Source organism: Aphanizomenon sp. CS-733/32 (assembly GCF_028330045.1).
Classification (GTDB): Bacteria; Cyanobacteriota; Cyanobacteriia; order Cyanobacteriales; family Nostocaceae; genus Dolichospermum; species Dolichospermum gracile.
This window is the reverse complement of sequence record NZ_JAQMSE010000246.1, coordinates 1-26,384: the sequence shown is the minus strand read 5'-3', so window position 1 is coordinate 26,384 and position 26,384 is coordinate 1. Positions and strand designations below refer to the sequence as shown.

The following is a 26,384-nucleotide window of genomic DNA, read 5'->3' as shown; positions in this document are numbered from 1 at the left end:
TATTTTGTTCGTTTCGTCGCTGTAGCCTTCTTTGTTTTCGCTACGCTCAAATACAATTTGGGCTACGCAACTCAACTCACGCGCATTCATCCCACGCTCCTAAGAGTGAGACGTGGGGCTTCTGCTGATTAAGCTAAAAATTATCTTTCATGCCGCGAATTCGGGCAAAGGTTTGAATGCCATTATCACTCTTGGCTGTTGCTTGTAGAGATGGTTCTTCCCAACGTAAAAAAGGATTGGTGAGTTTTTCTAGTCCTAAAATTGATGGAACTGTTGGCTCTAATTTATCCCGTTGAGCTTTAACATCTTGATAGCGTTTTTGTAAATCTGCATTTTCAGCATCCACCGTCACAGCAAACCGCAAATTGCTTAAAGTGTATTCATGGGCGCACCAGACGCGAGTGTGATCAGGTAAAGCCCGGAGTTTACTTAAAGAATCTACCATTTGCCCCGGTGTGCCTTCAAATAAACGACCACACCCTGCCGCAAACAATGTATCACCACAGAACAATTCTCCAGGCTCTCCTGGACTTACTGGAGGGAAATAGTAAGCAATATGAGCGCGAGTATGTCCAGGTACAAAGAATATATTAGCAGTGCGATCGCTAAATTGGATGCGATCGCCTTCCTCTAAAAACACCTGTTGTCCCGGAATCCTTCCCCTGTCTTCCACACCTCCATAAACTTTCACATCAGGAAATACTTTCATTAATTGTATATTCCCACCCACATGATCACTATGATGATGGGTATTAAAAATTGCCACTAATTGAGCATTAATTTTTCCCAATTCATCTAAAACTGGTTGTGCTTCCGCCGGATCAACAACAGCCGCAATATTCCGCGCTGGATCATGCAGTAAAAATATATAATTATCCGTAAGTACCGGCAAACGAATGATTTCCATAAGCTTTTTTCATTGGTGATTGGTGATTGGTGATTGGTAATTGCTAATTGGTAATTGGTGATTAGATACCTGTTTTTATCCTATTAATCCTAAAATCCTGGAAATCCTGATTCTGACAATATATTTTTTAATCCTGTAAATCCTAAAATCCTGGAAATCCTGATTCTGACAATGTAGGGGCGCAGGGTCTGCGCCCTTAATGATATTGCTAAGACCAAGAATCTAAATCTAAAGATTGCATTCCCTCGCTCTTAACATAATCCAGCAAACCTCCCAACTGTCGCCAGACAAAAAAGCAAGTTAGGAAACTCATTGGTAAACCTATACTTAAAGCCATTCCCGTAGGAAAACCAAATATCTCAAAACCGGAACAAAGAAATAAGCAAGAACCACCAGTAATACCAATAAATGGCACCAACAACTGTTTATAAAAAGAACGGGTATTAGTCTTTTCTTTAGGAGATTTATCTTGTGGCCATTGCTGGACAATTACCTTTAATGTCCCAGATAAAGCTAACCCAGAAGTTAAAGCCGTGAAAAAACCAACTAATAGTAAAAAGTAGGGTGGTTGCAGAGGGTAATAGTACATTAAAACTCCTGAGTGTTATTAAAATTCGTTTTTATTTGGTAACAGATTATTTGGCTAAAATAGCTGCTACACCTTCTTTCGAGAACTCGGTCAACAGGCTAATGGCGACATTAAGTAAACGATTTGGTGGTAAATCATCCTTGACCAAATCCCACAGACGTTGGACTTCTTCTGTGTGCAAACGGTCATCTTCAGTGATAGCTAAGACCAACTGACGACGGAGAAATTTACCCTCTTCGGAAAGGATGAATTCTAAACCCATTTTCGCCGTTGGTAAAACATCGAAATTGCTATCAGTGCGAGCGATCGTAATTAGATTTTCTAACCTTTGCCACTGAAACTTACCATCTTTGAACAACACATTCAAGAGCCGTCGTCGTAATGCGGGAGATTCCCCAGTTAATAACCGCCGAGCGATATAGGGATAACCCACTTCCACAATTTTGAAATTAGGGTTAAGACTGAGGGCAATTCCTTCTTGTGTCACCAAAGAACGAATAATCAAAGCAAACTTTGCCGGCACACGGAAAGGATATTCATACATCAATTCCGAGAACTCATCGGTAATGGTTTTGAAGTTGAAATCTTGGACATTTTTACCAATAGCATTTCCTAATACTGCTTCTAAGGCAGGAACAATAGGGGCAATATTAGTATTTGCTGCCAAAAAGCCCAGTTTAACAAAATCTTCCGCTAAATCGGCGTAATCCTTATTTACCAAATGGACTAAAGCATCAACTAAACTTTCCTTAGTAGTTTCCTCCAATTGATCCATCATCCCAAAGTCAATGTAAGCCATGCGACCATCGGGCATAGCGAACAAATTCCCCGGATGAGGATCGGCATGGAAAAAGCCATGCTCTAATAGTTGTTGTAACCCAGTAGTTACACCTATTTGAATGATGGCTTCTGGGTCTAAACCTATGGCTTCGATATTCTGAGTATCCGTGAGCTTAAAGCCATTAATCCATTCTAGGGTTAAAACATGATTGCTGGTATAATTCCAGTAAATACAGGGAATTTTTACCTGGGGGTCATCACGGAAGTTATGGGCAAATTTTTCCGCATTGCGACCTTCATTGATGTAATCAATTTCCTCAAATAGCTTGGTGCCAAACTCGTCCACAATTAAAGTTAAATCGTGACCGAGATTCAGTGGTAGCCAGGGAGCAAGCCAACTGGCAACCCAACGCATGAGATACAGGTCTTTTATCAGTAACGGGCGGAGGTTAGGGCGTTGGACTTTGACTGCCACTTCCTCGCCACTGAGTAAGCGACCCCGGTAAACTTGACCCAAACTAGCGGCTGCTACGGGTTGAGGGGAAAGCTCTCGAAAAATTTCGCCAATTGAGCGATTTAATTCTATTTCAATAATCTGATATGCCAGATCATTATCAAAAGGTGGTAACTGGTCTTGTAACTTGATTAGTTCTGCTAAGAAGTCTTTGCGGACTAAGTCAGGACGAGTCGAGAGGGCTTGACCAACTTTAATAAATGTCGGACCGAGATTGGTGAGTAGGGTTCGCAACTGGGTAGCGCGTTTCCCCTGATTTTCCTCCACCTGGTCAAGAAATTCGTCCCATTTGAGACTGAATATAAATCCGGCAAAAGACCAGATTATTCTCAGTAGTCGTCCCCAGGCTAACCAAGGACGGTAACGAAAGTAACGAGCGATCGCTCCGCTTGCCCAGGGCAGTGCCTCTGGGTTATACTGCTTTAATTCATCAGATTGATACTGACCCACGCCTTTATTTGCCTCTTCAACTGGGAATTGTACATCGTCGCTTTGATTCTGAATGCTAACTCAATTGTTGGCACCAGAAAATGGTACTTTTTAGTTTAGAAAGAAACTTTAACCGGATCTAGGAGCAATAGGTGAACAAATAAGCCTATCTATCTAGATTTATTTATCTTTTTCTTAATTATACTTTATAAAAGTACAAACTTTTTGTGCATATTTGGGGTATTTTATATTTTCTTAATGACTCATAACTGAAATTTTTGTAGAAGTTTATGTAAATGCGTCCTTTTTATGCAATTTATGAGGTTAAAAAAGCCTCAGTTGAAGTGTATCATTTGGTGGATGGGAAATATGAGAAAATGCCAGCAAATGAAAGGGGACATTATCCAGTTCCAGAAATGGGAGTAGAGCTAGGTATCCAACAAAATACGGAAATACCTTGGTTGCGCTGGTGGACTGCTGATGGTGAGATGTTATTGTCTGGAAATGAACGGGCTAATTTAGAACAACAACGGGCTAATTTAGAACAACAACGGGCTGATCAGGAACGTATCGCTAAACAACAAGCTGAGGCACTACTACTTGAAGAACGTCAGCAAAATGAAAAACTGACAGCATATCTAAAAAACTTAGGTATTAATCCTGATCTAATACCATAGAGACAAAGTAGAGACGTTACATGGAACGTCTCTGCAAGAGTGGAAAACCTGATGATCTCACAGAATAGGGCGATCCTTATCTGCGGTAAAGATTGTGTTAAACTTAGAAAAAATAAATTTAAGGGGATGAAGTTGTCATGGTATTAACAAAACCAATAATTGCCCCACCAACTAATCATCAAATCACACTGCCCGACCACACACAACTGCCAGATTCAGATGGAACATTTGTGAAAAATTTTCAAGAATTACCTCAAAGTATAATTCTCACAACTTCTATAGAACCAACTTTACAAAAACTACATCCCGACGGACGTTATTGTATTGGACAAGATAGCGGTATCTATTGGCGAATTACAGAACCACCAATCAAAGGGGCAGAAGCGCCAGATTGGTTTTATGTTCCCAATGTCGAACCTCTTCTAGCAGGAGAATATCGTCGTTCTTATGTAATGTGGAAAGAGATTGTCGCCCCGTTTATTGCCATAGAATTTGTCTCTGGTGATGGTTCAGAAGAAAGAGACACGACATCATTAAATGATATTGATGAACAAACCGGAGAACCCAAGAAAGCGGGTAAATTTTGGGTATATGAGCGGGCAATTCGTATTCCTTTTTATGCAATTTATGAGGTTAAAAAAGCCTCAGTTGAAGTGTATCATTTGGTGGATGGGAAATATGAGAAAATGCCAGCAAATGAAAGGGGACATTATCCAGTTCCAGAAATGGGAGTAGAGTTAGGTATCCAACAAAATACGGAAATACCTTGGTTGCGCTGGTGGACTGCTGATGGTGAGATGTTATTGTCTGGAAATGAACGGGCTAATTTAGAACAACAACGGGCTGATCAGGAACAACAACGGGCTGATCAGGAACAACAACGGGCTGATCAGGAACGTATCGCTAAACAACAAGCTGAGGCACTACTACTTGAAGAACGTCAGCAAAATGAAAAACTGACAGCATATCTAAAAAACTTAGGTATTAATCCTGATCTAATACCATAGAGACGAAGTAGAGACGTTATATGGAACGTCTCTACAAGGGTTTTAAACTGTTATAGGATAGACATATTTAATTTCTGGAGATATCTAATGGAGGGTGGGGAAACCTGATGATCTCACAGAATAGGGCGATCGCAAAGCGCTGCTGCAATCTCCGAACTCCGAAGTCACGTAATAGAGGGTGGGGAAACCACGCCCCTACTTGATCAGGTTAACAAAATTTGGGATTTAAGATTTTTTCCGACTGAATTTAACTTCCAGAATTGGTTAGCAATGGTATTATTCAGGTATTACAAAAAGTAAAGGGCAATTTTACTATGACCAAAGCACCTGTTGCTCCTGTGGTGCTAGTCATTCTAGATGGATGGGGCTACTGTGAGGAAGAGCGAGGAAACGCAATTTCCGCTGCCAAGACTCCGATTATGGACAGTTTATGGGCAGTCTATCCCCACACCCTCATTCGCACATCAGGAAAAGCCGTAGGGTTGCCAGAAGGTCAAATGGGCAACTCGGAAGTTGGTCATTTGAACATTGGCGCTGGTCGAGTCGTACCCCAAGAATTGGTACGGATCTCAGATGCTGTAGAAGACGGTTCTTTAGCCGCAAACCCAGCCCTTGTCAAAATTTGCCAGGAAGTCCGTGCTGCTAATGGCAAGTTGCATCTAGTGGGGCTTTGTTCTGATGGGGGGGTACATTCCCATATTACCCATCTATTTGGATTACTTGACTTAGCAAAAGAACAGCAACTTTCACAAGTTTGTATTCACGCCATTACTGATGGTCGTGACACTAAACCGACAGATGCTATCAACGTCATTCAGCAGTTGCAAGACTATATAAATCATGCTGGCATCGGTGAAATCACTACCATCAGTGGTCGCTATTATGCAATGGATCGTGATAACCGTTGGGATCGAGTCCAACGCGCTTACGATGTGATGACAACAGATAATGGTGGCAATGGGCTCACGGCTGTAGAGGTATTGCAAGCAGCTTACGCGGGAGGAGTGACTGATGAGTTTGTGATCCCAGTCCGGTTACAACCGGGCGCGGTAGAATCTGGTGATGGGGTCATATTTTTCAATTTCCGCCCCGACCGTGCTAGAGAACTAACTCAAGCTTTTGTGAGTCACACTTTTAGCGGTTTTGAAAGACAACCTATTCAACCACTTTCTTTTGTAACTTTTACCCAGTATGATCCAGAATTGCCAGTTTCTGTGGCTTTCGCACCGCAAAATCTGAGTAATATTCTGGGTGAAGTTATCGCTAATCGCGGGTTAAAACAGTTTAGAACCGCTGAAACCGAAAAATACGCTCATGTTACTTATTTCTTTAATGGGGGACTAGAAGATCCCTGTGAGGGAGAAGACCGGGAATTAGTCAGTAGTCCAATGGTGGGGACCTATGATCAAGCCCCGGCGATGTCAGCACAAGCTGTGACAGATGTGGCGATCGCTGCCATCAGAAAGGGTATCTATTCCCTAGTCGTGATGAACTATGCTAACCCAGACATGGTAGGGCATACAGGACAAATTCCAGCGACGGTCACGGCCATTGAAGCAGTAGATAAATGTTTAGGTCGTCTAATTGATGCTATTGGTAAAGCAGGTGGGACAGCAATTATTACTGCTGATCACGGCAACGCTGAGTATATGCTAGATGAGGGCGGTTATCCTTGGACAGCCCATACTACTAACCCAGTTCCTTTAATTTTGGTAGAAGGCGAAAAAGCCAAAATACCCGGATATGGAACAAATGTGGTATTAAGAAATGATGGCAAATTAGCCGATATTGCCCCGACTATTCTGGATATTTTACAAATATCCCAACCACAAGAAATGACAGGGCGATCATTACTGAAAGGCGCAGAATATGATTTACAACTAACTCGTACTCCTGTGCAAATAGGTTTGTAAAATCGTAAAGCCCTGGCGACTAGAAGTCTCGGCTACACAATCAAAGTCCGCCTGCGCGGACTCAAAAAAAATCAAGATTTTGAAACCCACGACAGTGGTTTTTGCTTGTGTAGATGCGGTTTTTAACCGCCAATTTACCTCAAAAATTGATAACTTCTGACAAACAACTAATATGGCAATTACTAACATTATTCAAGGCATTTGGGCATTTTCCGCCCTCGGTTTGATTATCCTCGTTTTGTTACATAGTCCTAAAGGTGATGGCATAGGTGCTATTGGTGGACAAGCACAATTATTTAGTAGTACCAAAAGTGCCGAAAATACTTTAAATCGAGTTACTTGGGCATTAACAGTAGTTTTTATGGGTTTAACTGTGGTTTTAAGTGCTAATTGGTTGCCCAAATAATTAAAACTGAAAATGGGAAAAATTACCCAAAATCAAAACTTTTGGCGAAGATTGAAAGCAGTTCTGACTTTAGCAATAAGTACAGGACTGCTGGTTGTTTTAACTAATTTTCAAGTTAATGCCATTTTCAGGGAACAGGGAAGAAACTTTCAATTATCAACTTCTCTTCCTGTTCTCCAAAAAACCCATCCTTTACCATTAACTCTGGCACAATGGCAAGATAAAACAAATAGTGGAGATTATTTTGATCAAATTAAATCTACAAAAGTTGGTTATTTAATTTGGTCACGTTTTCCGGTGAAAGTGAAGATAGAAACACCAACTGATATTAATCAAAAACAAGGGCAAATATGGGTTAATAGTGTTTCTCAAGCAGTGCAAGAATGGAGTATTTATTTACCTTTGCAGATAGTAGGAAAATCTGCTATTGCTGATATTACAATCTTCCAAAAAGCACCACCCTTACAACGTGAACCTAATGGTAAGATATTACGGGCGCGTTCGGCTTTAACGACTTTTGATTTATATACTGAAAATAATATTTTATCTCAGAGGTTTACAATTCTGCTGAGTCCTAGTCAAACTGGTGAATATGTACTATCAGCAGCCCGTCATGAACTTGGTCATGCTTTGGGTATTTGGGGTCATAGTCTTCTAGAAACTGATACGATGTATTTTTCTCAAGTTCGCAAACCGCCGTTGATTTCTGTCAGAGATGTGAATACTTTGAAACGGGTTTATGAACAATCTACTAGTTTGGGGCCAAATTGAGTTTATTTCACGCAAAGGCGCAAAGGTAAGATTTTAAGATGAAGGCAACCAGTTTTTATCTAAAATCTGATCTAAGGTGTAAGGACAAATTTCTGGTAAGTTAGTTAGTTTGGTTTTGACTTGAACATAATCTAAGGCATTGCTGTAAATGATATTGATATTTTCTGCTAAATGATTGCGTAAGTTAGTGGTTAATTCTTCGTTAATTTGATTACGAAAACTAATAATTTCCGCAGCCCAATGGTTAGCATTTCTGGGCTTTTCTATATGCCAATTTTGATAAAGTAATAAGTGTCTAATAATCTGTTCTAATAAACTTCTCACTCGTCTTTTTTCGGTTTTCGCCAATTCTTCTAACTCTTCTATTAAGTGATCATAGTCAACATCTCCCAATTGACGAGATTTGAGGTTTTTAATTGTCTCCTCTAGCCATTGTGAGTAATTAGACTCATATAGTTTGTTGATCTCAATAGCTGTTTTCATTATTTGCTGACTTAGCTTGAGGCTTGATTGGTTGCGCTTATATGATTGAGATAGTTCTTCCTCATCGGTTTCATAATAACAAATTTCTGGGTCGGTGTCAATAGCTTTGACTCTATTATTGCGAGGCTGTGGAAATTACAAGTAAATTTGATTTTCGACAGCCTCATGATTTGATTACACTCGACGGAGGTTCATGAGTTCTTGAGGAGATGCAAGCATATCAATGGCTACGAAGAAGATTTTACCATCGGGATTGATTAAAAACCGCCAGGAAATGTTCATCCCAACTGTGACACCAAACCAAGGAGTTTGGACTATTCCTGTGACTTTCAGTTGTTTAGAACCGTCTGGTTGTACTTCGCAGATACCTTGTTGGGGCATCATGTTTAGTCCTTGTGCTTCTTCGCGCATATATTTAGCGATCGCTTCCCGGCCAATAATTGGCTTTTGGAATGGTGGTTGTAGCGCACCGTCGGTAGTGAATAGTGCGATCGCATCATCAAACTTATCTGCATTCATGGCTTCAATGTAGCCTAAGACCGCAGGTTCTGTAATCCCATCAATTTTAACTGAGGAAATCACTGGAGTTGTCCGTTGGAAAGCCGGTTCTGTAGCTGCTTTGGGATAACTGCTAGGCCCAAGATCAGAAGTATCAAATCCCATATCTACTACGGTATTCCGCAAGACGGTGATTTGCTGACCTTGATCAAGTTTCTGTGTGGCTTCTAATACAAATTGTACACCAGGAGACATTTGATAGCCAACGGGGATAGGAGTGATAATTCCCTGTTTCATCAATTCTCCTAACTCGTACCAGAAAGCTAATTTGGTATTGACGCTGAAGAAACCATAGGAACGGCTAATAGGAGTATCAGCACGGCTGGCTAAATCCCGCATAACTTTGGTTTGATCTTCACGAGACATTTGCTTAATTTGGGTCAGCAAACTTTCGGCTAGTTGCAACCGTGCTGCTCCAGGTGCTGCGGGAGTAATGGTTTTACCCATTTCGGTGTAAGCATACCAAAGATATGCTAGTTTATCATCAACGTTCAGTTGATCAAATAACGCTATAGTTGCGGGAATAGGACTAGGAACTTGAGTATTGGAAAAAATAGTTTGAGCAGACTGGATAGTTAAAGCCACAGTCGAAACCTCCAAAATTATGTGTTTATTAGTCCTTGTCAAGACATCAGCGAAAAATGTTCATCATGAACTTATGTCTTATGCAAAGTAATGTAACGATAATCTTAATTTTTGTAAATAATAGGAATCACTAATTGACAAAATAGGTAATTAATGGTAGAGACTTTATTTCCACGCAGAGGCGCAGAGAGGAATTTAGGAGCTAAATTGTGTTGATTAATGAAGGTTATCGTTTAATTAAACAGATTAGTAAGGGGGGATTTTATCAGACCTTTTTAGCTGTAGATGAAAGTCAATTTCCGCCAATTCATTGTGTTGTTTATCAAGTTTCGTCTCGATATCAACCGCTAGAAATTTTTCAGTTTCAAGTACAGAAATTAACGGAATTAGGTAAACATCCGCAAATTCCAACTTTAATCACACATTTTATAGAAAATGAATATTACTATTTAATTGAAGAATTTATTGATGGTGATAATTTAGCTAGTTTATTAGCAAAGCAAGGTAGTTTTCAGGAAACTCAGATTTGGCAAATTTTAAAATGTTTATTGCCGGTGATTAGATTTATTCATGATCATCAAATTATTCACCGCAATATTCAACCAGAAAATATTATTGTGCGGACTAAGAACCAAAATCAAGATTTGTTAGATGATTTGGTTTTAGGAGATTTTGCGAATATGAAGTTTGCTAATATCAATGAAGATACAGATCATTTAGTTGGTAGTCCAGAATATATTTCTCCAGAACAAGCACAAGGTAAAGCAGTTTTCGCAAGTGACCTTTATAGTTTAGGTGTAACTTGTATTTATTTACTTACTCAGATTTCTCCTTTTGAACTGTTTGATGTGACTAGTAATGGCTGGATATGGCAAGATTATCTCACATATCCAATTAGTGAACATTTAGGACAAACCCTAGATAAGTTGGTGGAATTTGATGTACAAGAACGTTGGCAATCAGCAGATCAACTTATCTATAATTTAGGCATTAAAGATAATTATTTGCCTTTATTATCCATAGAAAAAAGTCATTTGTGGCAACTTGCTTATACTCTAGAAAATAAAATCTATAGTTCCATTAATACTGTGGCATTAAGTCATGATAGCAAAATATTAGCTAGTGGTGAAGATAATAAAAGTATTAAATTATGGAATTTAAGCAATCAGCAATTAATCAGGAACTTTCCCGGACATACTCAATCTGTAACGGCAGTTATTTTTAATCATAATGATACAATTTTAGCCACAGCTAGTGATGATCAAACTATCAATTTATGGGATGTGAAGACATTAACGAAAATTCATAGTTTGACAGGACATTCCCACGCTGTTAAATCCCTAGCATTTCATCCTCATGGACAAATTTTAGCTAGTGGTAGTTGGGATAAAACTATTAAAATCTGGGATGTAAATACAGGGTTAGCACTAAATACTTTAACAGGGCATAAATTACAAGTAAATGCTGTAGCTTTTAGTCCCCAAGGACAGCTTTTAGCTAGTGCTAGTTATGATCGCACAGTTCGGGTTTGGAAATTAGAAAACGGAAATTTTCACTTATTAACAACTCTTTTGGGTCATACTTGGGCAGTTTTGACAGTGGCTTTTAGTCCCACTGATCCTCATTTGTTAGCCACTGGTAGCGGTGATAATACAATCAAATTATGGGATGTTAGCACTGATGAATTAATTAGTACACTTTCAGGCCATTCTTGGTCAGTAGTGGCTGTAGCTTTTAGTGCTGATGGAGAAACGCTGATTAGTGGCAGTTGGGATAAAACGGTGAAAATTTGGCAAATCAGCACAAAATTAGAAATTGCTAGTCTTGTCGGTCATGTAGACTCGGTATCTAGCGTTGTTATGGGGGGTGATGGGGAATTGATTATCAGTGGTAGTAAGGACAAGACAATCAAATTGTGGCGAAGATGATGGGGACTGGTGACAGGTGATAATTTGACTTAATTACCCATTACCCATTACCAATCACCCACTACCAATTACCAATTTAAAATCATCAGGCGCTACCTGTGAAGGCAACCTCTGGAAATTTCAACTGTGCTTCTGCCATTGGGCGTTTTCTGCCTTCTTCTTGCCAGTAGTTAATCACTTCTGTGGCTTTGTTAAGCAACTCTACCCGGTCAACATCTGTAATCCAGTGTTTGGATTCTAACTCTTTTTTTAACTCTTCCCAGGCATCATTTCTGGGCCAAAAAAAGTATTTGGTTAAGGGACTAGAACCTTTACCTACAACTTGATCTACTGCTAGGGCGACGTTTTCGTCTAACCAGAGAATTTTCAAAATGAACTTGGTCAATTACACCTCCGGGGAATATCCGGGTTTTACTTACTAAGTTTGCGACCCCTTATTTTAACTCAATCTTTGAATAATTGACCATTTGTGGTGGCAATTAGTTTTACAGCAATTCTCGTTCTTCTGAAATACAATGGAGGGCGACATTCTCATGAAATACAATGGAGGGCGCAGGCCCTGCGCCCCTACGGGTTTTTCTGTATTCTGCTATATGATTAATTTTGTTGCATATCACGTCAGAGTTAGATGATTAAACTAATTGGTATTTTTCTGGGTCTATTACTGGTTTTTGGCTGGAATACACCAGTTATGGCAGAATCTCAACCTATTACTGCCCAGGAGTTGCAAGTGGGGGATGAATTGGCGACTAAGGCTTTTGTAGCTACGAATCAGGGTGATTTTGTGACGGCGGAAGCTTATTGGACAGAAATTATTGAAAAATTTCCGACTAATGCGGGAGCATGGAGTAATCGGGGTAATTCTCGTGTCAGCCAGAATAAGTTACAAGCCGCATTGATGGATTATAACAAAGCTATAGAGCTTGCGCCTAATGTGACAGATCCTTATTTGAATCGGGGGACGGCGTTGGAAGGTTTGGGAAGATGGGAGGAGGCGATCGCTGATTATAATCGCGTCTTAGAATTAGATCCTCAAGATGCTATGGCTTACAATAATCGTGGTAATGCTAAAACAGGTTTAGGGAAATGGCAAGAAGCGATTTTAGATTTCCAAACAGCCACAGAAATTACCCCAAATTTTGCCTTTGCTAGAGCTAATTATGCCCTGGCTTTATATGAAACTAATCAAACAGATCAAGCTATCCGGGAGATGCGGAATATAGTCCGTAAATATCCTCAATTTGCTGATATGCGTGCTGCTTTAACAGCCGCTTATTGGGTGACGGGAAATCGGGGAGAGGCAGAAAGTAATTGGGTAGCAGCCTATGGACTAGATACCCGTTATAAGGATATGAATTGGGTAAGGAATATCCGTCGCTGGCCACCAAGTATGATAGCAGCTTTGGATAGATTCTTGAAACTACAATAAATCAAGTAGTCGGACAAAATTAAATTCACTCGTTGAGACAGGGAACTCTTAACTGGGAACAGAAAAATCAGTTGTATATCAGTTAAGGAGGGCTTGCTGAATCAAGCAAACCAGGAGTTATTATTGCTGTTTGCAAATTTCTAGCATTTAGTATTGCGATCGCTCCCCCAAATTAGCTACAATGTCAAGGCTGTGGGTACGTTCAAAGTCGCTGAGGGTCAAGCTACACTTTTATGAGCCACCCTGGGACACCCAAATAACGAAGATTTTACCAAGAAAAGCAAAAAACAATGGCGAAACGTGTGCAATTAGTTTTAACAAAAGATGTTACCAAGCTGGGAAAACTCGGCGATTTGGTAGAAGTAGCCCCCGGTTATGCTCGTAACTACCTCATTCCCCAGAGTTTAGCCGCTCGCGCTACACCTGGTCTACTCAAACAAGTAGAACGCCGACGTGAGAAAGAATATCAAAGACAATTAGAACTGAAACAACAAGCGACTGAGCAAAAAACAGCTTTAGAAAATATTGCTGGTTTAAAAATTGCCAAGCAAGTTGGGGAAAATGAAGCTATTTTCGGTACTGTTACTACCCAAGATGTTGCAGATGCAATTCAAGCCGCAGCTAATCTAGAAATAGATCGTCGCGGTATCACCATTCCCGATATCAGCCAATTGGGTACTTACAAAGCGGAAATCAAACTCCATGCTGAAGTAACAGCAGTAATTAACATTGAAGTCGTCTCTAACTAACGGTGATACGGTTTTGGATTTTAGATTTTAGATTTTAGATGGACTCCAGCAACTAAGCCAAGAGCTTATCAATTAATTTGAGATTTTAGATTTATCCTCGAATAAATTTAGCGACTGCGGACATTTTTGAATTTTCAATCTTTAATCCAAAATTTAAAATCTAAAATTCGGATATTGGTTTTGGATGATCAAATAAAAATCCAAAATCGCCAACATTTAAAATTTTATGGCTGAAGAACTAAGTTTTCAAGGTGATGGTAGTAATCGTTTACCACCTCAAAACATCGAGGCAGAAGAAGCCATCTTAGGGGGTATTCTCCTAGATCCAGAGGCAATTGGTCGAGTGAGCGATCGCCTAGTTCCCGAAGCATTTTATATTAGCGCCCATACAACTATCTATCAAGCCGCCCTCCGTCTCCATACCCAGCAAAAACCCACAGACCTACTTTCCATCACCAGTTGGTTAACAGACAACGATCAATTAACCCAAATTGGTGGCAGAAACAAACTAGCAACATTAGTAGACCGGACAGTTTCCGCAGTCAACATTGATGCCTTAGCCGGGTTAGTCATGGAAAAATACCTGCGTCGGCAATTAATCAAAGCTGGGAATGAAGTTGTCCATCTTGGTTTTGAAACAGAAACAGAATTACCAATTGTTCTGGACAATGCCGAACAAAAAGTTTTTAACGTCACCCAACAAAAAACCCAATCAGGATTAGTTCATATTGGTGACACTTTAATTAATACTTTTCAAGATATTGAAACTCGTCATCAAGGGATTGCATTACCGGGAATACCTTGTGGTTTTTATGATTTAGATGCCATGACTAGCGGTTTTCAGCGTTCTGATTTAATTATCGTCGCTGGGAGGCCGTCAATGGGAAAATGTCTCAGTTATGATTCAGAAATCGTTTTAGCAGATGGACAAATTGCCACAATTGAAGAATTATATCAGCAACGGCAAGGTTCATTATTAACATTAAATGATGATTGGAAATTTACCTTTACCCAACCATCTGCATTTGTAGATGATGGAATTAAACCAGTTTTCCGCATCACAACTCGCTTAGGTCGGGCAATTGAAACCACAATCACTCACCCATTTTTAACTATTAAAGGCTGGCAAAGATTAGAAAATTTACAAGCGGGAAATAAGATTGCCATCCCTCGGAAAATAGATGTATTTGGAACAGAAACCATCCGCGAGTGTGAAGTCAAATTATTAGCTGATTCGCTGAAAAATAGTGATGATAAAACAATTCCCCCAATTGTTTTTAAATTAGAAAAACCACAATTATCCTTATTTATCAATCGTCTCTTTGCCACTAACGGCTGGGCTACCCTACTCAATAGTGGTCAATCACAATTAGGTTATGGCACAGTCAGCGAAAAACTAGCAAGACAAATTCAACATTTGTTATTAAGATTTGGTATTATTGCGTCCTTAAAAAAACGGTTTGTCAAATATAATAATACCCGTAGACCAGCATGGCAATTAGATATTACTGATGCCTTATCTATCAAAAACTTCATTGCAGAAATTGGCATTTTTAGCAAAGAAGCAGCATTAGCAAAAGTTACAGCAGCAATATCTCAAAAAAGATATCAAACTAATCGTGACTTAATACCTGTACAAATTTGGGAACAGATAGCAGCCGCTAAAGGTAGGGAAACTTGGAGTAGTTTAGCAAAACGGGCTGGAATTAAAAGTTATACAAATATTCATGTCGGTAAAAGGGCATTAACACGAGAAAGATTATGGATTTTAGCCACTACTTTAGATAATTTACCACTTCAGCAATTAGCAAATAGTGATGTATATTGGGATGAAATTATTTCTATTGAATCAGTTGGTAACAAACAAGTTTATGATTTGACAATTCCTGAAACACACAACTTTATTGCTAATGATATTTGTGTTCACAATACCGCCTTTTGTCTTAACCTAGCTCATAACATTGCAGCCGGTTATCAATTAGCAGTTGCAGTTTTTAGTTTAGAAATGTCCAAAGAACAGCTAGTCCAAAGACTATTAGCTAGTGAAGCCGGAATTGAAAGTAGTTATTTAAGAAGCGGCCGCATTAGTCAAACCCAATGGGAACCTTTAAGCCGTGCCATTGATAAACTCTCAGACACGCCAATTTTTATTGATGATACGGCAAATATTACAGTTACACAAATGCGAAGTCAAGCGCGACGATTGCAAGCCGAACAAACTAAAGACTTAGGATTAATAGTAATTGATTACCTGCAATTAATGGAAGGTAGTAGTGATAACCGTGTCCAAGAATTATCGAGAATTACCCGTTCTTTAAAAAGTTTAGCCAGAGAATTATCTGTACCCATAATTGCCTTATCACAGTTAAGTCGCGGAGTAGAAGCAAGAACTAATAAACGCCCCATGTTATCTGATTTGAGAGAATCAGGATGTTTAACAGGAGATACGTTAGTAACATTAGCTGATCATGGAATCCAAATACCGATTAAAGATTTAGTAGGTAAATCTGGTTTTACAATTTGGGCATTAAATGAAAGGACAATGAAATTAGAAAAAGCTATTGTTAGTAACGCTTTTTCTACAGGTATCAAACCTGTATTTACATTAACAACTCGGTTAGGTCGAAAAATTCGTGCTACTGGTAATCATAAATTTTTAACTATTAATGGGTGGAAAAGATTAGATGAATTAAATTTGCAACAACAATTAATTGCTCTTGCCAACAGTGATATTTATTGGGATGAGATTGTTTCAATTATACCTGATGGAGAAGAAGAAGTATTTGATTTAACAGTTGATAAATTACATAACTTTATCGCTAATAATATTATTGTTCATAACTCAATTGAACAAGATGCGGATATAGTAATGATGTTATATCGTGATGAATATTATTCACCAGATACTCCAGATAGAGGAATTGCCGAAGTAATAATCGCTAAACATCGGAATGGACCAACAGGAACAGTTAAACTATTATTTGATCCACAATTTACAAAGTTTAAAAATCTAGCTAAACCAAGTTGGTAATATGTCAAAAAAGAATTATTTCAGCTTGATATTAATATTTATTTCTATTAATATTGGTAGTATTCAAAAAATAGCCCAAGCGCAAACACCAGTTGCAGAAGTTACGAATACAAAATCAATTTGTTCTGCTCAATTACCATCAGCTATTAATAATATTATTAATCGTCCTCAATTTAGTCGAGTCCGTTGGGGGATTTTAGTTAAACCATTATCATCAGAAAAGATTCTTTATAGTCAAGACAGCCAAAAGTATTTTATTCCTGCTTCTAATATGAAGCTATTTACTACAGCAGCAGCATTACAACAATTAGGGGCAGATTTTCGGATTCGTACTTCTATTTATGATGAAGGTAATGGTGTTTTGCGTGTAGTGGGAAGGGGAGATCCAAGTTTCAAAAATACTCAGTTAATAATATTATCAAAACAACTATATCAACAGGGAATTAGGCAAATTAATCAGTTAATTGCTGATGATAGTTATTGGCAAGGTGAAGTAGTTAATTCCAGTTGGGAATGGGAAGATATTCAAGCTGATTATGGCGCACCAATTAACAGTTTTATTTTCAATGAAAATGCCTCTATATTAACTTTTTTACCCCAAACTATTGGACAACCATTAAAATTAAAATGGACAGAACCAACAGAAGCATATCAATGGAAAATCGAAAATAATTCTGTCACTACTGAAGCCGATAAACCCAGTTTTGTAGAAGTAAATCGTGATTTAAAAGGACAAATTCTGCGAATCAAAGGACAATTAGCTATAAATTCCCAACCAGAAATTACAGGTTTAGCCGTATTTGATCCAGTTGCTAATTTTATCAGACAATTTCGCCAAAATTTATCTAGACAGGGAATCACTGTTAAAGAAACTGTAAGTAATAATCTTAGTCAAAATCAACAAGAAAAAGAAATAGCCACAGTAGAATCTCCACCTTTATCAGAATTATTGCTAGAGACAAATGTGAATAGTAATAACTTATATGCTGAGGCTTTGCTTAGAAGTTTGGCTATTAAGAAACCAGAAGAAAAAAATCAAAATACGGCTGATATTGGATTACAAGTTGTCAGAGAAACCTTAACTCAATTAGGAGTTGCGCCAGCAGGTTATGTTATTGTAGATGGTTCTGGTTTATCTCGGAAAAATTTAACGACTCCAGCAGCGTTAATACAAGTTTTACAAAGAATTGATAAATCACCTCAAGCATCAGTTTTTCGGGCTTCTTTACCGATTTCTGGTGTTAAAGGTAGTCTAAAAAATCGGTTTCTTAATACTGCGGCTGCGGGAATAGTGCAAGCAAAAACAGGTTCAATGACAGGAATTTCTACTCTATCTGGATATATGAACGCACCCAATTATGAACCCTTGGTTTTTAGTATTATGGTAAATCAATCTGAACAACCGGGGAAAGTCATGAGAACAGCAATAGATGAAATTGTAGTTTTATTATCTGAATTAAAGCGGTGTTAAAATAATTGAGTTGAGTAAATGACAGAACTTACGCAAAACATCTCTCAAACCCCCATTTCTCTGTGTTCTCTGCGCCTCTGTGGTTCGTTATTCCATGACTTACTTATATCTATACTTTCGCACAAAATGACCAAAAAGATAAACTCCATGTACAACCTGAGTTTAGGCAATACTGCCGCGTTTTCTGGCTTCTTTGTTAGAAATCCCGACATTTTTGATCCCGGCTTTAATCATTTGTCGTTCTAAAAGGGCAAAGAACCGGGTTCTATCACCACCCCTGACTACAGCCTGATTATGCGCTTCGGCGATCGCCACAGGATAACCATATCCTTTTTGTACCTGTGCCAACATTAGCCCTAGTGCTTGATCAAACATGATAGAATTTTCTGCAACCCAAGCAGGAACTTCAATCCGGGCAATTTCTGTGCCGACATGAACGTAACAAAAATAAATAATTTGCTCCTTATACAATTCTAAAATTCGGGCATTACTCCGCCATAGGGGTCCCCGTTGTCCGGGTTGAAGTTGGGTGGTCATGATAGTGGTATCGCGCAAAGTCTCAAATTTTTTACAAGGTACGTATTCTAGTTGATTGGGACAATGGGTAATACAATCGGGGACAGGGTGAGGACAAGCTAAAAAGCGTAAAAAGTTGGTGGCTTCGGTGCTGCGAGAGGCACTAAGATAGCCCATGAGGGGAATTTTGGCTTGTTGGAGTTTTTGCCAAGCTGCTAAAACGGGAGGTAAAATCATATCCCGCGCCTCCATCGGTAATTGATCTAAAAACCAGTATATTAACGAACCATCTATCATCGCTAAGACTGGGGCTGCTGTTTTCGCACTACAAGCCAGTTCTGCCAAGACTGTAGCCTCAGAAGCGGTACGCCGATAACCCATCCATTCATCCGTTCTAATGCCCCACTGACGAGATATATATAAATCTTCAGGGCGATAAAATACCTCTGGTAAACTGTCGAGAACAGGGTGAAGATCTTGACCATAGTGCAAAACCACTCTCCCAATATTTAGCAAGTAACAATACGCAATTTCATGATGATTTGGGGCAATTTGCGAACCATCTGTAGAAATAACAGTATGAACTTTGGGGGGAACAGGAATAGTCATACAGGTTTCGAGAGATTCAATGGGTGTAGCATTCGCAAAAATAATCCGATTTCGCCATTCTTCCTGACGTTTAACTAACTGTTCTTGACACTCAAACGCCTTTTTTAAATATTGTTGTGCTAACTCCAAGCGCTGATGACTTGCAGCCACCTCTGAAGTTAAATGTTGACTGAAACCTTGCATTTGTCTCGATATTTTTGTTAAATCAAGCATACTGGTTGGGTGTATTTGTGTTGATGTAAATAAATACTATATAATTACAGCACTTCCCGATGTTATGAGGTACAAGAACCCCACCCCCTCCCCGCAAGCGATGAGGGGGCTAAGATATATACTCAAAACCGCTAGAAGCTGGACTTTTTTTATCATACAAAAAACAAGGTTCAAAGCCTCTCCCCGTTGCGGGGAGAGGTTTACCAGGGGGGTTTCATATTTGGTTAAACTATGAACCGTTTGCAGTATAACTCATATAATTGGAAACTGCTGTAACAACTGTATGCTAATAATTGGGAAAATAGCGTCATGAAAAAATGGAAATTAACAATTACAACTCTCATATTAGGAACTATATTATATAGTCCAAAAGTGGGTGCTAAAAATTTGGCAAATATTTCCGATGTTAGAATCAAATCATCACTGTTAGCACAATCTGATCTGAAAGACGCAATAGTATATTTCCATCAGGGAATTAACCGTCATACATTTGGAGACATAAAAGGGGCTATTGAAGAATATAATAAGGCTTTACGGTTACATCCTAATTTTCCTGAAGTTTACTATAAACGAGGCATATCTCGCTATAAGTTGGGAGACTTAAAAGGGGCAATTGCAGATTATAACAAAGCAATCAGTCTTAATGCTAACTATCCTGGTATTTACAATCATCGAGGATTTACTCGTCATGATTTGGGAGATTTAAAAGGTGCGATCGCAGATTTTAATCAAGCATTACTTCTTAATCCTAACTTCCCTGAAGCTTACCAAAATCGAGGGATATCTCGCAATAAGTTAGGTGATAAGCAGGGGGCAATTACTGATTTGAGAACAGCAGCTAATTTATTTCAACAACAAAAAAGAATTTCTAATTACCAAGAAGTAATTGATCTGATTGAGAAAATAGAGAAAATAGATCCCCGACTTCTCTAAGAAGTCGGGGATATGAAAGGGGATCTAGATTATAACCAAGTAGAAAAATCGTGATTAAAATGAGAAAGTGATATTAAATGAATACGGGGATCATTTTTCCCTGCTTTTCGTTCTGGTTGAGTGTTATAACCCCAATCTGCGAGAAAAAGTTGGACATAATTTAAGTCGGATTGCTGTTGGACTAATTGTAATGTTTTTAATCTATCTTCCACAAACCATAAACTCACAGGTTGGATATTGGCTTTCTTGATTAATTCACGCAAGGTTTCATACTTTGGGCGCTTTATTTCTTTACCAAAAATATTTTCCGGTGGTAAATAAACTCCTTCTTGTTGTAATAATTCCTTGACAAATCGCCCTTCTTTGGTGGTGACAATATATAACTGTATTTCACTTTTAAGAGTTATTTTGAGTCTTTCTATCACACCCGGATAGAATCTATGCAGACTTAACCAACCATCTAAATCTGTCTGAATCCATTCATCTCGTAGATGATCCAATTTTGTCGAAACTGCTTTTGCTTCTAGATTGTCTGCTGCTAAGATCTGGGGAGTGATGTTTGTCCATGATTGGAGAATTTGATCATCAGAAAACCCCTCAATTAAGGCTTTAATTAAAACGGGCATTTCCCAACCTGTTTCAATTACAGGACGTAAGCGATAGAATCTCAAAGCTAAATCATCCGGTGGTGTGTCGTTAACCGGCGACCAGATTTGACAGTAAGTACGCCATGCTACCTCAAAATATTCAATTAGTCCATCGCAAACCACTCCATCAAAGTCTAAAGCCAAAATCGTCGGACTATTTGCTGTCATTGTTCTGAGGGTAAAAACTGCTTTTGTTAGCTTACCGCACCTTGATAGTAGGATATGTAGCGATTAACCTCTGAAATAGGGAATAAAAAATAAAGTTTTCTTAAAGTTTTTTCGGTACTTTTATGGAAATAGGGGAAAATATTGATGTATTAATAGTATCAATTGACTCAAACCGAGCCAGACCATCAGATATTAAGGTGTAAATAGGAGTATCAAAACCATGCAAATCAAGCTGATTTCCGAAAATAAACTAACACAGGAGCAAGAAGAACAGGTTTTTACCCTGCCGGTAGCTATCGGACGAGATATAACTCAATTTCCTGCGGTTATCAACGGTGAAACGGTGACTCCTGTAGTTTTATTAGACTCTCATAAGCAAATTTCTCGGTTTCATGCTCAAATTACCTTAGAAAACAATCAGCTTTATGTAGAAGACAAGAGCGCCAATGGCACTGAAGTTAACGGTGAAAAACTACTTAAACAACGTCGGACTTTAAACAGTAGGGATAGACTGGCAATAGGTAATCATACCATTACCGTTATTCTCATTCAAGCCGGGGATGAGAATGCTACCGTTGTACTGAAAAATAATTCCACAATTTTTAACCCCCAAACTGAGATTATTCCCGTATCTAGGGTGCGGAAGTCACCAGATTCTGGATCATCAATCATTTTTAACCCTTATACAGATGCCTTAGAACAGCAAACTCCCGATGCTGCACCTAGTCAACCTGCGGGTTTTCCCTATAATCTCAACTTTTGGAATGCACAAAAGGTTTCCTTAGAAGCTATTGGTCGCAGTGGTATTTTAGTCAGAGAAACAGAATATGTGGCCTGCGGGGGAGGTATGGGCAGTTTTGTTTGGGTGGATATGTTGAGAATTGCGGGAGTTAAACCGGAAAATATTAAAGTTTTGAGTGTTCAAGACAAACCTTATAAACGCTATGAAAGCCTACTGAAAAATTGTCAAATTCCCCGACATAAACGAATTCGTTCCGGTTCAGATTCCTGTCCTGATAATATTTGGGGATGGCCAGGATATGCCTTAAGAGATGCTTGGAGAGCCTTTTTTTCTGGACAAGTTGGTGCAGCTTTAGGATTTTTGTGGCAAGTTTTTGCTGAACCTGTTTATGCAGATACCTACACCCCTCGCGGACGAGATGTATTTGAGTCAATGGACCGGGAGAGCGATCGCATTAGTTGGGGTAAAATGTTAGAATATGGCAGTATTCGCAGTCTACGACAAACGGAAGACGGGCGTTATTGTATTGCCTATTCCACTTCCAACGAAGAGGACGGAAATCACCAATTTTTATTAGCTAAATATATCCATCTCTGCACAGGTTATCCCGCCATTAAACTACTACCAGACCTGGAAAAATATCGTCGGCAATATCCCGAAGAAACAGGAAATAAGAGAACTGTAGTTCAAGGTTATGAACCCCATGATCATATTTACCAACAATTAGAAAAAAGAGGCGGTACTATTGTTGTTCGGGGGTCAGGAATTGTCGCCTCACAAATATTAGAAAGGCTGTATGAAGCCCGAAAAATGCAAAGTAATATTCAGGTAATTCATTTAAACCGAGAACCGCGCAAAGGTAATCAATTTGAGCAAGCTAAACGCTACGTAGAAAATGATTGGGAATTTCAACCTTTCAACTGGCCAAAAGGAACTTGGGGCGGTGATATGCGGACAATGTTAGAAGCCGCTGACCCGTTAAGACGACGGGAATTATTACAGGGTTGGGGGGGAACAACCACAGCCAGTCGCAAAAAATGGCGGGACATTGTTCGTCAAGGAATAGCTCAGAAATGGTATGAAATTCGTTATGGTGTAGTCACCAAACTAGAACGTAATTCCCAAGGTCAAGTTATTACTCATGTAGTCACTAACAAAGGTCAAAAAACCCTGACCGCTGATTTTGTGATTGACTGTACAGGATTAATTTCCGATCCTTTAGAAAGTCCATTTTTAAAAGACCTAATACTGCATTACGACCTAGATTTTAACCCAGAAGGACGTTTTCATGTAGAAAACAACTTTGAAATCAAAAAACTGCGAAATGGTCGTTCTCGCATATATGGGGCAGGAATTATCACCTTAGGCGGTCCCTACGCCCCCGTAGACACATTTTTAGGACTACAATATGCTGCCCATCGTTCTATGGAAGCATTGGCGGCTGTAAAAGCCCCAGGAGTCCGTTATATTCAAGGAATTTATTCCCTTTGGCAATGGCTAAAATGGGCGCTGAATCAAAAGCCTTAATTTTTCAATTCCAGGACTTACAGAAAATATTCCTCAAAGCCTCATTTCTCCGTGTCCTCCGTGCCTCAGTGGTTCGTTATTCCTTATTCCGTGACTCATCCGTAAGTCCTAAATTCTTCTGAATTTTTTCTAAAAACCTTAATTTACACGACTTCTCATATCATCATGACTCCAACCTTATTCGGACGCTGGCAAACGCGAATTTTTTTATTAGCAACAGTGGGAATGTTAGTTTCTCTGCTTTTTTATCAAGGATATTTAGGCAATGCCTCCAACTTAGTTTACTTTTGGGTTGTGTTTTATGTAGGTTTATTTGGCATTGCCTGGGATATCCTATACGATTTTCTGCAAAAATATCTCTGGGACCATGACTGGCCCGGAATATTTCAACTTTGTGCAGGAGTTATAGAAGGGGTATTTCTGGGTTTAATAATTGCCAATATCGGTTTACCGCATATTTCTAAAACCGAATTTCACCTAACCAGATTTATTTCACATTATGGTTTAGTGTGGTTAGCAGTTTACTTATCTGCTTGGGTAGTCATGCGGTTATTATTTCCCCGGTGGCGTTTTCGCGGTGGGGAATGGATAGGTAAATGGCCGAGAATTTCTTAGAAATTAATTCTTGCCACTTTTCCATCATTCCATTTAACATCTGTTCAAAAAATTCCCTCTTGAGGAAACTGGAATTTACCCCCCTTAGTCCACACCTTGCAAAGGGGAAGGTTAAGCTATTACGCAGCTAGATCCAATAATCCTAATGTTGTTATTTCTTGTAGTGCGGGCATCTTGCCCGCAAGAATTATACAAATTAAATGCACAACAGCTTAGGGTAGGGTAAGAACCTGATATTGTCCTAAAACAAATAAACATTTTTATGAATCACCAGAACTTTCTCGCTTTCATCACATCCTCAATATTCATGGTGGGATTAACTTTAGGTTGTCGTTCTCAAGCAACCACTACAACCCACATTCCCAGCCTTCAACCCGCTGCCAATGGTAATTTTGCTCCAAATGCTATTCAAGGGCAGAATACCCCTTTAAAGCTGGCTGCTAAAGTGTTCAATGTCCAAGACTCTTTTGTTTTAAAAGGTTTTGATGCTGTAGCCTATTTTCAACAACGAAAACCGATTCCAGGTAATGCTAATTTCACCTATAAATGGCAGGATGTAAATTGGCGATTTTCCACAGCCGAAAACCGCGACTTATTTATTAAAAACCCCGAAAAATACGCTCCTCAATATGGAGGATTTTGTGCTTGGGCTGTCAGTAGAGGATATACTGCACCTATTGACCCTAATGCCTGGAAAATTGTCAACGGTAAGTTGTACTTAAATGTTAATTTAGACACTCAAAAACGCTGGGAAAAAGACATTCCTGGAAATATTCAAAAAGCTGATCAAAATTGGCCTGGTATAGCCAAAAAAATTCGTCGTTAATGAGCATTAGTCCTACTTTAGTAGGACTTACGCACAAGTCACGGAATAATGAACCACGTTCGCGAAGCGTACCGAAGGCATAGGAACGAAGAGAACGAAGAAAAGAGGGTTTGAGAGATATTTTGCGTAAGTCCTGTTGAAGTTACAGTAGCACAAGCATCTTGCTTGTATTTTATTACTTTTCATGTCATCACAAACTCAAACTCATTGTAACTATTCCTATCATATTACAGTTCGCTGTAACAATAGAGAATTTCGCTTAACCCGTTTAGAATGTCGTCAAATATTTCTATATGTCATCAAAAAAGCCATAGAGAAATATAGTTTTAAACTCTATAGCCTCTGTATTATGAGTAATCATATTCATTATTTAATTGAACCACAAAAGGCAGAAGAAATACCCAAAATAATGCACTATATTAACTGGTATTCTGCTATGTGTTTTAATCGAATGTTAAACAGAACTGGACATTTTTGGGAGAAAAGATACCATAGTACAAGTTTTTCTAACAATGATATAACCAGAGCCTTAAATACTATCAGATATATTCATGCTAATCCCCAAGCTGCTGGTATGCAAAATGGTTTTTTCTATGATTTTAGTAATTATGGAGTTTATGAAAGGTTAGGTGATGATGGAATTACCACTTGGCACCCTGCTTTTTTAGCTTTAGGAGAAGATTTAGAGGAATGTAGTCGTAAATATAAAAAGTTCTGTCATCAATATAAATCCCAAGAGAAAAAAGCTAAGAAGTTTTATTGGGGGGATAAATTATTACCTAAATTAACAAATAAAAAAAAGAATGGTCATAAAAATCAGAAAAAAAGTCAACAGAAGCAAACAGATGAAGATGCTAAAAGATTATATGAACTTTGGCGAGAAAATAATCCTGAAATAGTCAAGATTGCGGAAAAGTTTATCTTTGCTAATTGCTACAATCCTCATCATGTTGGGGAGTTTCTGCAAAATTATTCTTATTATTGACAACCTATAAACTAGGTTTTTTAGGTGTTGTCTTATGCCTATTTAATCAATCATTTCTGTATCAGGTAATACTTTATCTATTTTTTGTAGGTCGGGTTAAGCAACAGCGCAACCCGACGTTTATGTTGGGTTTTGTACCTCAACCCAACCTAAAAGCCCGCTTAAGAGGCGACGCTGATGTTGGATTTTGTACCTCAACCCCAAACTACAAATTTACTACAGGTATACTACAAACTGCCATAACAGGTAATGAAATCGCCAAAGCCTAATAAATCGGTTGTTTATTTTTTGATAAGAAATACTTATAATCTTGTATAACGCTTATGGGTTATAGTCTAGAGAAGAGAAAAGAGTACCTGTCTCTTATACAAATATG

General features: G+C 38.8%; 23 protein-coding genes. 15 read left to right on the top strand and 8 right to left on the bottom strand.

Features of this window, described 5'->3' with window-relative positions; all coding sequences use genetic code 11:
* Positions 1-133: 133 nt before the first annotated feature.
* The 3 genes from gloB to PN471_RS21755 form a co-directional block, all read right to left on the bottom strand.
* Positions 134-907, bottom strand: a complete 774-nt coding sequence (gene gloB / locus PN471_RS21765; protein ID WP_271778609.1) for a hydroxyacylglutathione hydrolase — start codon at positions 905-907, stop codon at positions 134-136.
* 208 nt (positions 908-1,115) lie between these two features.
* Positions 1,116-1,496 carry a hypothetical protein gene (locus PN471_RS21760; protein ID WP_193895199.1) on the bottom strand — a complete coding sequence of 127 codons (381 nt, stop codon included), beginning with the start codon at positions 1,494-1,496 and terminating at the stop codon, positions 1,116-1,118.
* A 46-nt stretch (positions 1,497-1,542) separates the two neighbouring features.
* Positions 1,543-3,240 (bottom strand): ABC1 kinase family protein, encoded by a 1,698-nt coding sequence (locus PN471_RS21755; protein WP_271778608.1) that lies wholly within the window; start codon positions 3,238-3,240, stop codon positions 1,543-1,545.
* A gap of 275 nt (positions 3,241-3,515) precedes the next feature.
* Between PN471_RS21755 and PN471_RS21750 the strand changes: the two genes are divergently transcribed.
* From PN471_RS21750 to PN471_RS21730, 5 genes are all read left to right on the top strand, one after another.
* Complete coding sequence (locus PN471_RS21750) at positions 3,516-3,896, top strand: Uma2 family endonuclease (RefSeq protein ID WP_271778607.1); 381 nt, start codon at positions 3,516-3,518, stop codon at positions 3,894-3,896.
* A gap of 137 nt (positions 3,897-4,033) precedes the next feature.
* A complete protein-coding gene (locus PN471_RS21745; protein WP_271778606.1) occupies positions 4,034-4,903 on the top strand; it encodes a Uma2 family endonuclease in 870 nt (289 codons plus the stop codon).
* A 314-nt stretch (positions 4,904-5,217) separates the two neighbouring features.
* On the top strand, positions 5,218-6,816 hold the full coding sequence (gpmI, locus tag PN471_RS21740; protein WP_271778605.1) for a 2,3-bisphosphoglycerate-independent phosphoglycerate mutase: 1,599 nt from the start codon (positions 5,218-5,220) through the stop codon (positions 6,814-6,816).
* A 172-nt stretch (positions 6,817-6,988) separates the two neighbouring features.
* Positions 6,989-7,222, top strand: coding sequence for a preprotein translocase subunit SecG (secG, locus tag PN471_RS21735; RefSeq protein WP_193895190.1), 234 nt, complete (start codon positions 6,989-6,991; stop codon positions 7,220-7,222).
* 12 nt (positions 7,223-7,234) lie between these two features.
* Positions 7,235-7,993 (top strand): peptidase, encoded by a 759-nt coding sequence (locus tag PN471_RS21730; protein WP_271778604.1) that lies wholly within the window; start codon positions 7,235-7,237, stop codon positions 7,991-7,993.
* A gap of 33 nt (positions 7,994-8,026) precedes the next feature.
* Here PN471_RS21730 and PN471_RS21725 read toward each other — a convergent pair whose 3' ends face one another.
* Together PN471_RS21725 and PN471_RS21720 are read right to left on the bottom strand one after the other, a co-directional pair.
* Positions 8,027-8,476 carry a DUF29 domain-containing protein gene (locus PN471_RS21725; protein ID WP_271778603.1) on the bottom strand — a complete coding sequence of 150 codons (450 nt, stop codon included), beginning with the start codon at positions 8,474-8,476 and terminating at the stop codon, positions 8,027-8,029.
* A 174-nt stretch (positions 8,477-8,650) separates the two neighbouring features.
* Positions 8,651-9,619 carry an orange carotenoid protein N-terminal domain-containing protein gene (locus tag PN471_RS21720; RefSeq protein ID WP_193895182.1) on the bottom strand — a complete coding sequence of 323 codons (969 nt, stop codon included), beginning with the start codon at positions 9,617-9,619 and terminating at the stop codon, positions 8,651-8,653.
* 209 nt (positions 9,620-9,828) lie between these two features.
* On the opposite strand from PN471_RS21720, the gene PN471_RS21715 reads away from it, so the two are divergent.
* Positions 9,829-11,547, top strand: a complete 1,719-nt coding sequence (locus PN471_RS21715; protein WP_271778602.1) for a WD40 repeat domain-containing serine/threonine-protein kinase — start codon at positions 9,829-9,831, stop codon at positions 11,545-11,547.
* An 85-nt stretch (positions 11,548-11,632) separates the two neighbouring features.
* Here PN471_RS21715 and PN471_RS21710 read toward each other — a convergent pair whose 3' ends face one another.
* A complete protein-coding gene (locus PN471_RS21710; protein WP_015079494.1) occupies positions 11,633-11,932 on the bottom strand; it encodes a 30S ribosomal protein PSRP-3 in 300 nt (99 codons plus the stop codon).
* Between the two features lie 243 nt (positions 11,933-12,175).
* On the opposite strand from PN471_RS21710, the gene PN471_RS21705 reads away from it, so the two are divergent.
* From PN471_RS21705 to dacB, 4 genes are all read left to right on the top strand, one after another.
* Positions 12,176-12,976: a tetratricopeptide repeat protein gene (locus PN471_RS21705; RefSeq protein ID WP_271778601.1), complete on the top strand. Its 801-nt coding sequence runs from the start codon at positions 12,176-12,178 to the stop codon at positions 12,974-12,976.
* Between the two features lie 290 nt (positions 12,977-13,266).
* The gene (gene rplI / locus PN471_RS21700; RefSeq protein ID WP_039201068.1) at positions 13,267-13,725 is read left to right on the top strand and encodes a 50S ribosomal protein L9; all 459 of its coding nucleotides are present in this window, start codon (positions 13,267-13,269) and stop codon (positions 13,723-13,725) included.
* Positions 13,726-13,951: 226 nt separating this feature from the next.
* Positions 13,952-16,756, top strand: a complete 2,805-nt coding sequence (gene dnaB / locus PN471_RS21695) for a replicative DNA helicase (RefSeq protein WP_271778600.1) — start codon at positions 13,952-13,954, stop codon at positions 16,754-16,756.
* 1 nt (position 16,757) lies between these two features.
* The gene (dacB, locus tag PN471_RS21690; protein ID WP_271778599.1) at positions 16,758-18,227 is read left to right on the top strand and encodes a D-alanyl-D-alanine carboxypeptidase/D-alanyl-D-alanine endopeptidase; all 1,470 of its coding nucleotides are present in this window, start codon (positions 16,758-16,760) and stop codon (positions 18,225-18,227) included.
* A 162-nt stretch (positions 18,228-18,389) separates the two neighbouring features.
* On the opposite strand, the gene PN471_RS21685 is transcribed toward dacB, so the two are convergent.
* Positions 18,390-19,565: a DNA double-strand break repair nuclease NurA gene (locus PN471_RS21685; protein WP_271778598.1), complete on the bottom strand. Its 1,176-nt coding sequence runs from the start codon at positions 19,563-19,565 to the stop codon at positions 18,390-18,392.
* Between the two features lie 309 nt (positions 19,566-19,874).
* Between PN471_RS21685 and PN471_RS21680 the strand changes: the two genes are divergently transcribed.
* Entirely contained in the window at positions 19,875-20,498 is a 624-nt protein-coding gene (locus PN471_RS21680) for a tetratricopeptide repeat protein (protein ID WP_271778597.1), read from the top strand.
* A gap of 29 nt (positions 20,499-20,527) precedes the next feature.
* On the opposite strand, the gene PN471_RS21675 is transcribed toward PN471_RS21680, so the two are convergent.
* Positions 20,528-21,313, bottom strand: a complete 786-nt coding sequence (locus tag PN471_RS21675; RefSeq protein ID WP_271778596.1) for an HAD family hydrolase — start codon at positions 21,311-21,313, stop codon at positions 20,528-20,530.
* Positions 21,314-21,533: 220 nt separating this feature from the next.
* Here PN471_RS21675 and PN471_RS21670 point away from each other — a divergent pair, with 220 nt between their 5' ends.
* The 4 genes from PN471_RS21670 (at position 21,534) to PN471_RS21655 (ending at position 26,008) form a co-directional block, all read left to right on the top strand.
* Positions 21,534-23,582: an FHA domain-containing protein gene (locus PN471_RS21670; RefSeq protein ID WP_271778595.1), complete on the top strand. Its 2,049-nt coding sequence runs from the start codon at positions 21,534-21,536 to the stop codon at positions 23,580-23,582.
* A 165-nt stretch (positions 23,583-23,747) separates the two neighbouring features.
* Positions 23,748-24,197, top strand: coding sequence for a hypothetical protein (locus tag PN471_RS21665; protein ID WP_271778594.1), 450 nt, complete (start codon positions 23,748-23,750; stop codon positions 24,195-24,197).
* Positions 24,198-24,459: 262 nt separating this feature from the next.
* On the top strand, positions 24,460-25,023 hold the full coding sequence (locus tag PN471_RS21660) for a YHS domain-containing (seleno)protein (RefSeq protein WP_028083765.1): 564 nt from the start codon (positions 24,460-24,462) through the stop codon (positions 25,021-25,023).
* A gap of 184 nt (positions 25,024-25,207) precedes the next feature.
* On the top strand, positions 25,208-26,008 hold the full coding sequence (locus PN471_RS21655) for a transposase (RefSeq protein WP_028090657.1): 801 nt from the start codon (positions 25,208-25,210) through the stop codon (positions 26,006-26,008).
* The last annotated feature ends 376 nt before the right edge of the window (positions 26,009-26,384 follow it).

Bases quoted from the DNA above. Each gene is read 5' to 3' on its own strand.
- PN471_RS21745 (WP_271778606.1), top strand. From the start codon at position 4,034: ATGGTATTAACAAAACCAATAATTGCCCCACCAACTAATCATCAAATC.
- PN471_RS21750 (WP_271778607.1), top strand. From the start codon at position 3,516: ATGCGTCCTTTTTATGCAATTTATGAGGTTAAAAAAGCCTCAGTTGAA.
- PN471_RS21705 (WP_271778601.1), top strand. From the start codon at position 12,176: ATGATTAAACTAATTGGTATTTTTCTGGGTCTATTACTGGTTTTTGGC.
- dacB (WP_271778599.1), top strand. From the start codon at position 16,758: ATGTCAAAAAAGAATTATTTCAGCTTGATATTAATATTTATTTCTATT.
- PN471_RS21725 (WP_271778603.1), bottom strand. From the start codon at position 8,476: ATGAAAACAGCTATTGAGATCAACAAACTATATGAGTCTAATTACTCA.
- PN471_RS21665 (WP_271778594.1), top strand. From the start codon at position 23,748: ATGACTCCAACCTTATTCGGACGCTGGCAAACGCGAATTTTTTTATTA.
- PN471_RS21655 (WP_028090657.1), top strand. From the start codon at position 25,208: ATGTCATCACAAACTCAAACTCATTGTAACTATTCCTATCATATTACA.
- PN471_RS21675 (WP_271778596.1), bottom strand. From the start codon at position 21,313: ATGACAGCAAATAGTCCGACGATTTTGGCTTTAGACTTTGATGGAGTG.
- PN471_RS21730 (WP_271778604.1), top strand. From the start codon at position 7,235: ATGGGAAAAATTACCCAAAATCAAAACTTTTGGCGAAGATTGAAAGCA.
- rplI (WP_039201068.1), top strand. From the start codon at position 13,267: ATGGCGAAACGTGTGCAATTAGTTTTAACAAAAGATGTTACCAAGCTG.
- PN471_RS21680 (WP_271778597.1), top strand. From the start codon at position 19,875: ATGAAAAAATGGAAATTAACAATTACAACTCTCATATTAGGAACTATA.
- dnaB (WP_271778600.1), top strand. From the start codon at position 13,952: ATGGCTGAAGAACTAAGTTTTCAAGGTGATGGTAGTAATCGTTTACCA.
- PN471_RS21670 (WP_271778595.1), top strand. From the start codon at position 21,534: ATGCAAATCAAGCTGATTTCCGAAAATAAACTAACACAGGAGCAAGAA.
- PN471_RS21685 (WP_271778598.1), bottom strand. From the start codon at position 19,565: ATGCTTGATTTAACAAAAATATCGAGACAAATGCAAGGTTTCAGTCAA.
- secG (WP_193895190.1), top strand. From the start codon at position 6,989: ATGGCAATTACTAACATTATTCAAGGCATTTGGGCATTTTCCGCCCTC.
- gpmI (WP_271778605.1), top strand. From the start codon at position 5,218: ATGACCAAAGCACCTGTTGCTCCTGTGGTGCTAGTCATTCTAGATGGA.
- gloB (WP_271778609.1), bottom strand. From the start codon at position 907: ATGGAAATCATTCGTTTGCCGGTACTTACGGATAATTATATATTTTTA.
- PN471_RS21760 (WP_193895199.1), bottom strand. From the start codon at position 1,496: ATGTACTATTACCCTCTGCAACCACCCTACTTTTTACTATTAGTTGGT.
- PN471_RS21660 (WP_028083765.1), top strand. From the start codon at position 24,460: ATGAATCACCAGAACTTTCTCGCTTTCATCACATCCTCAATATTCATG.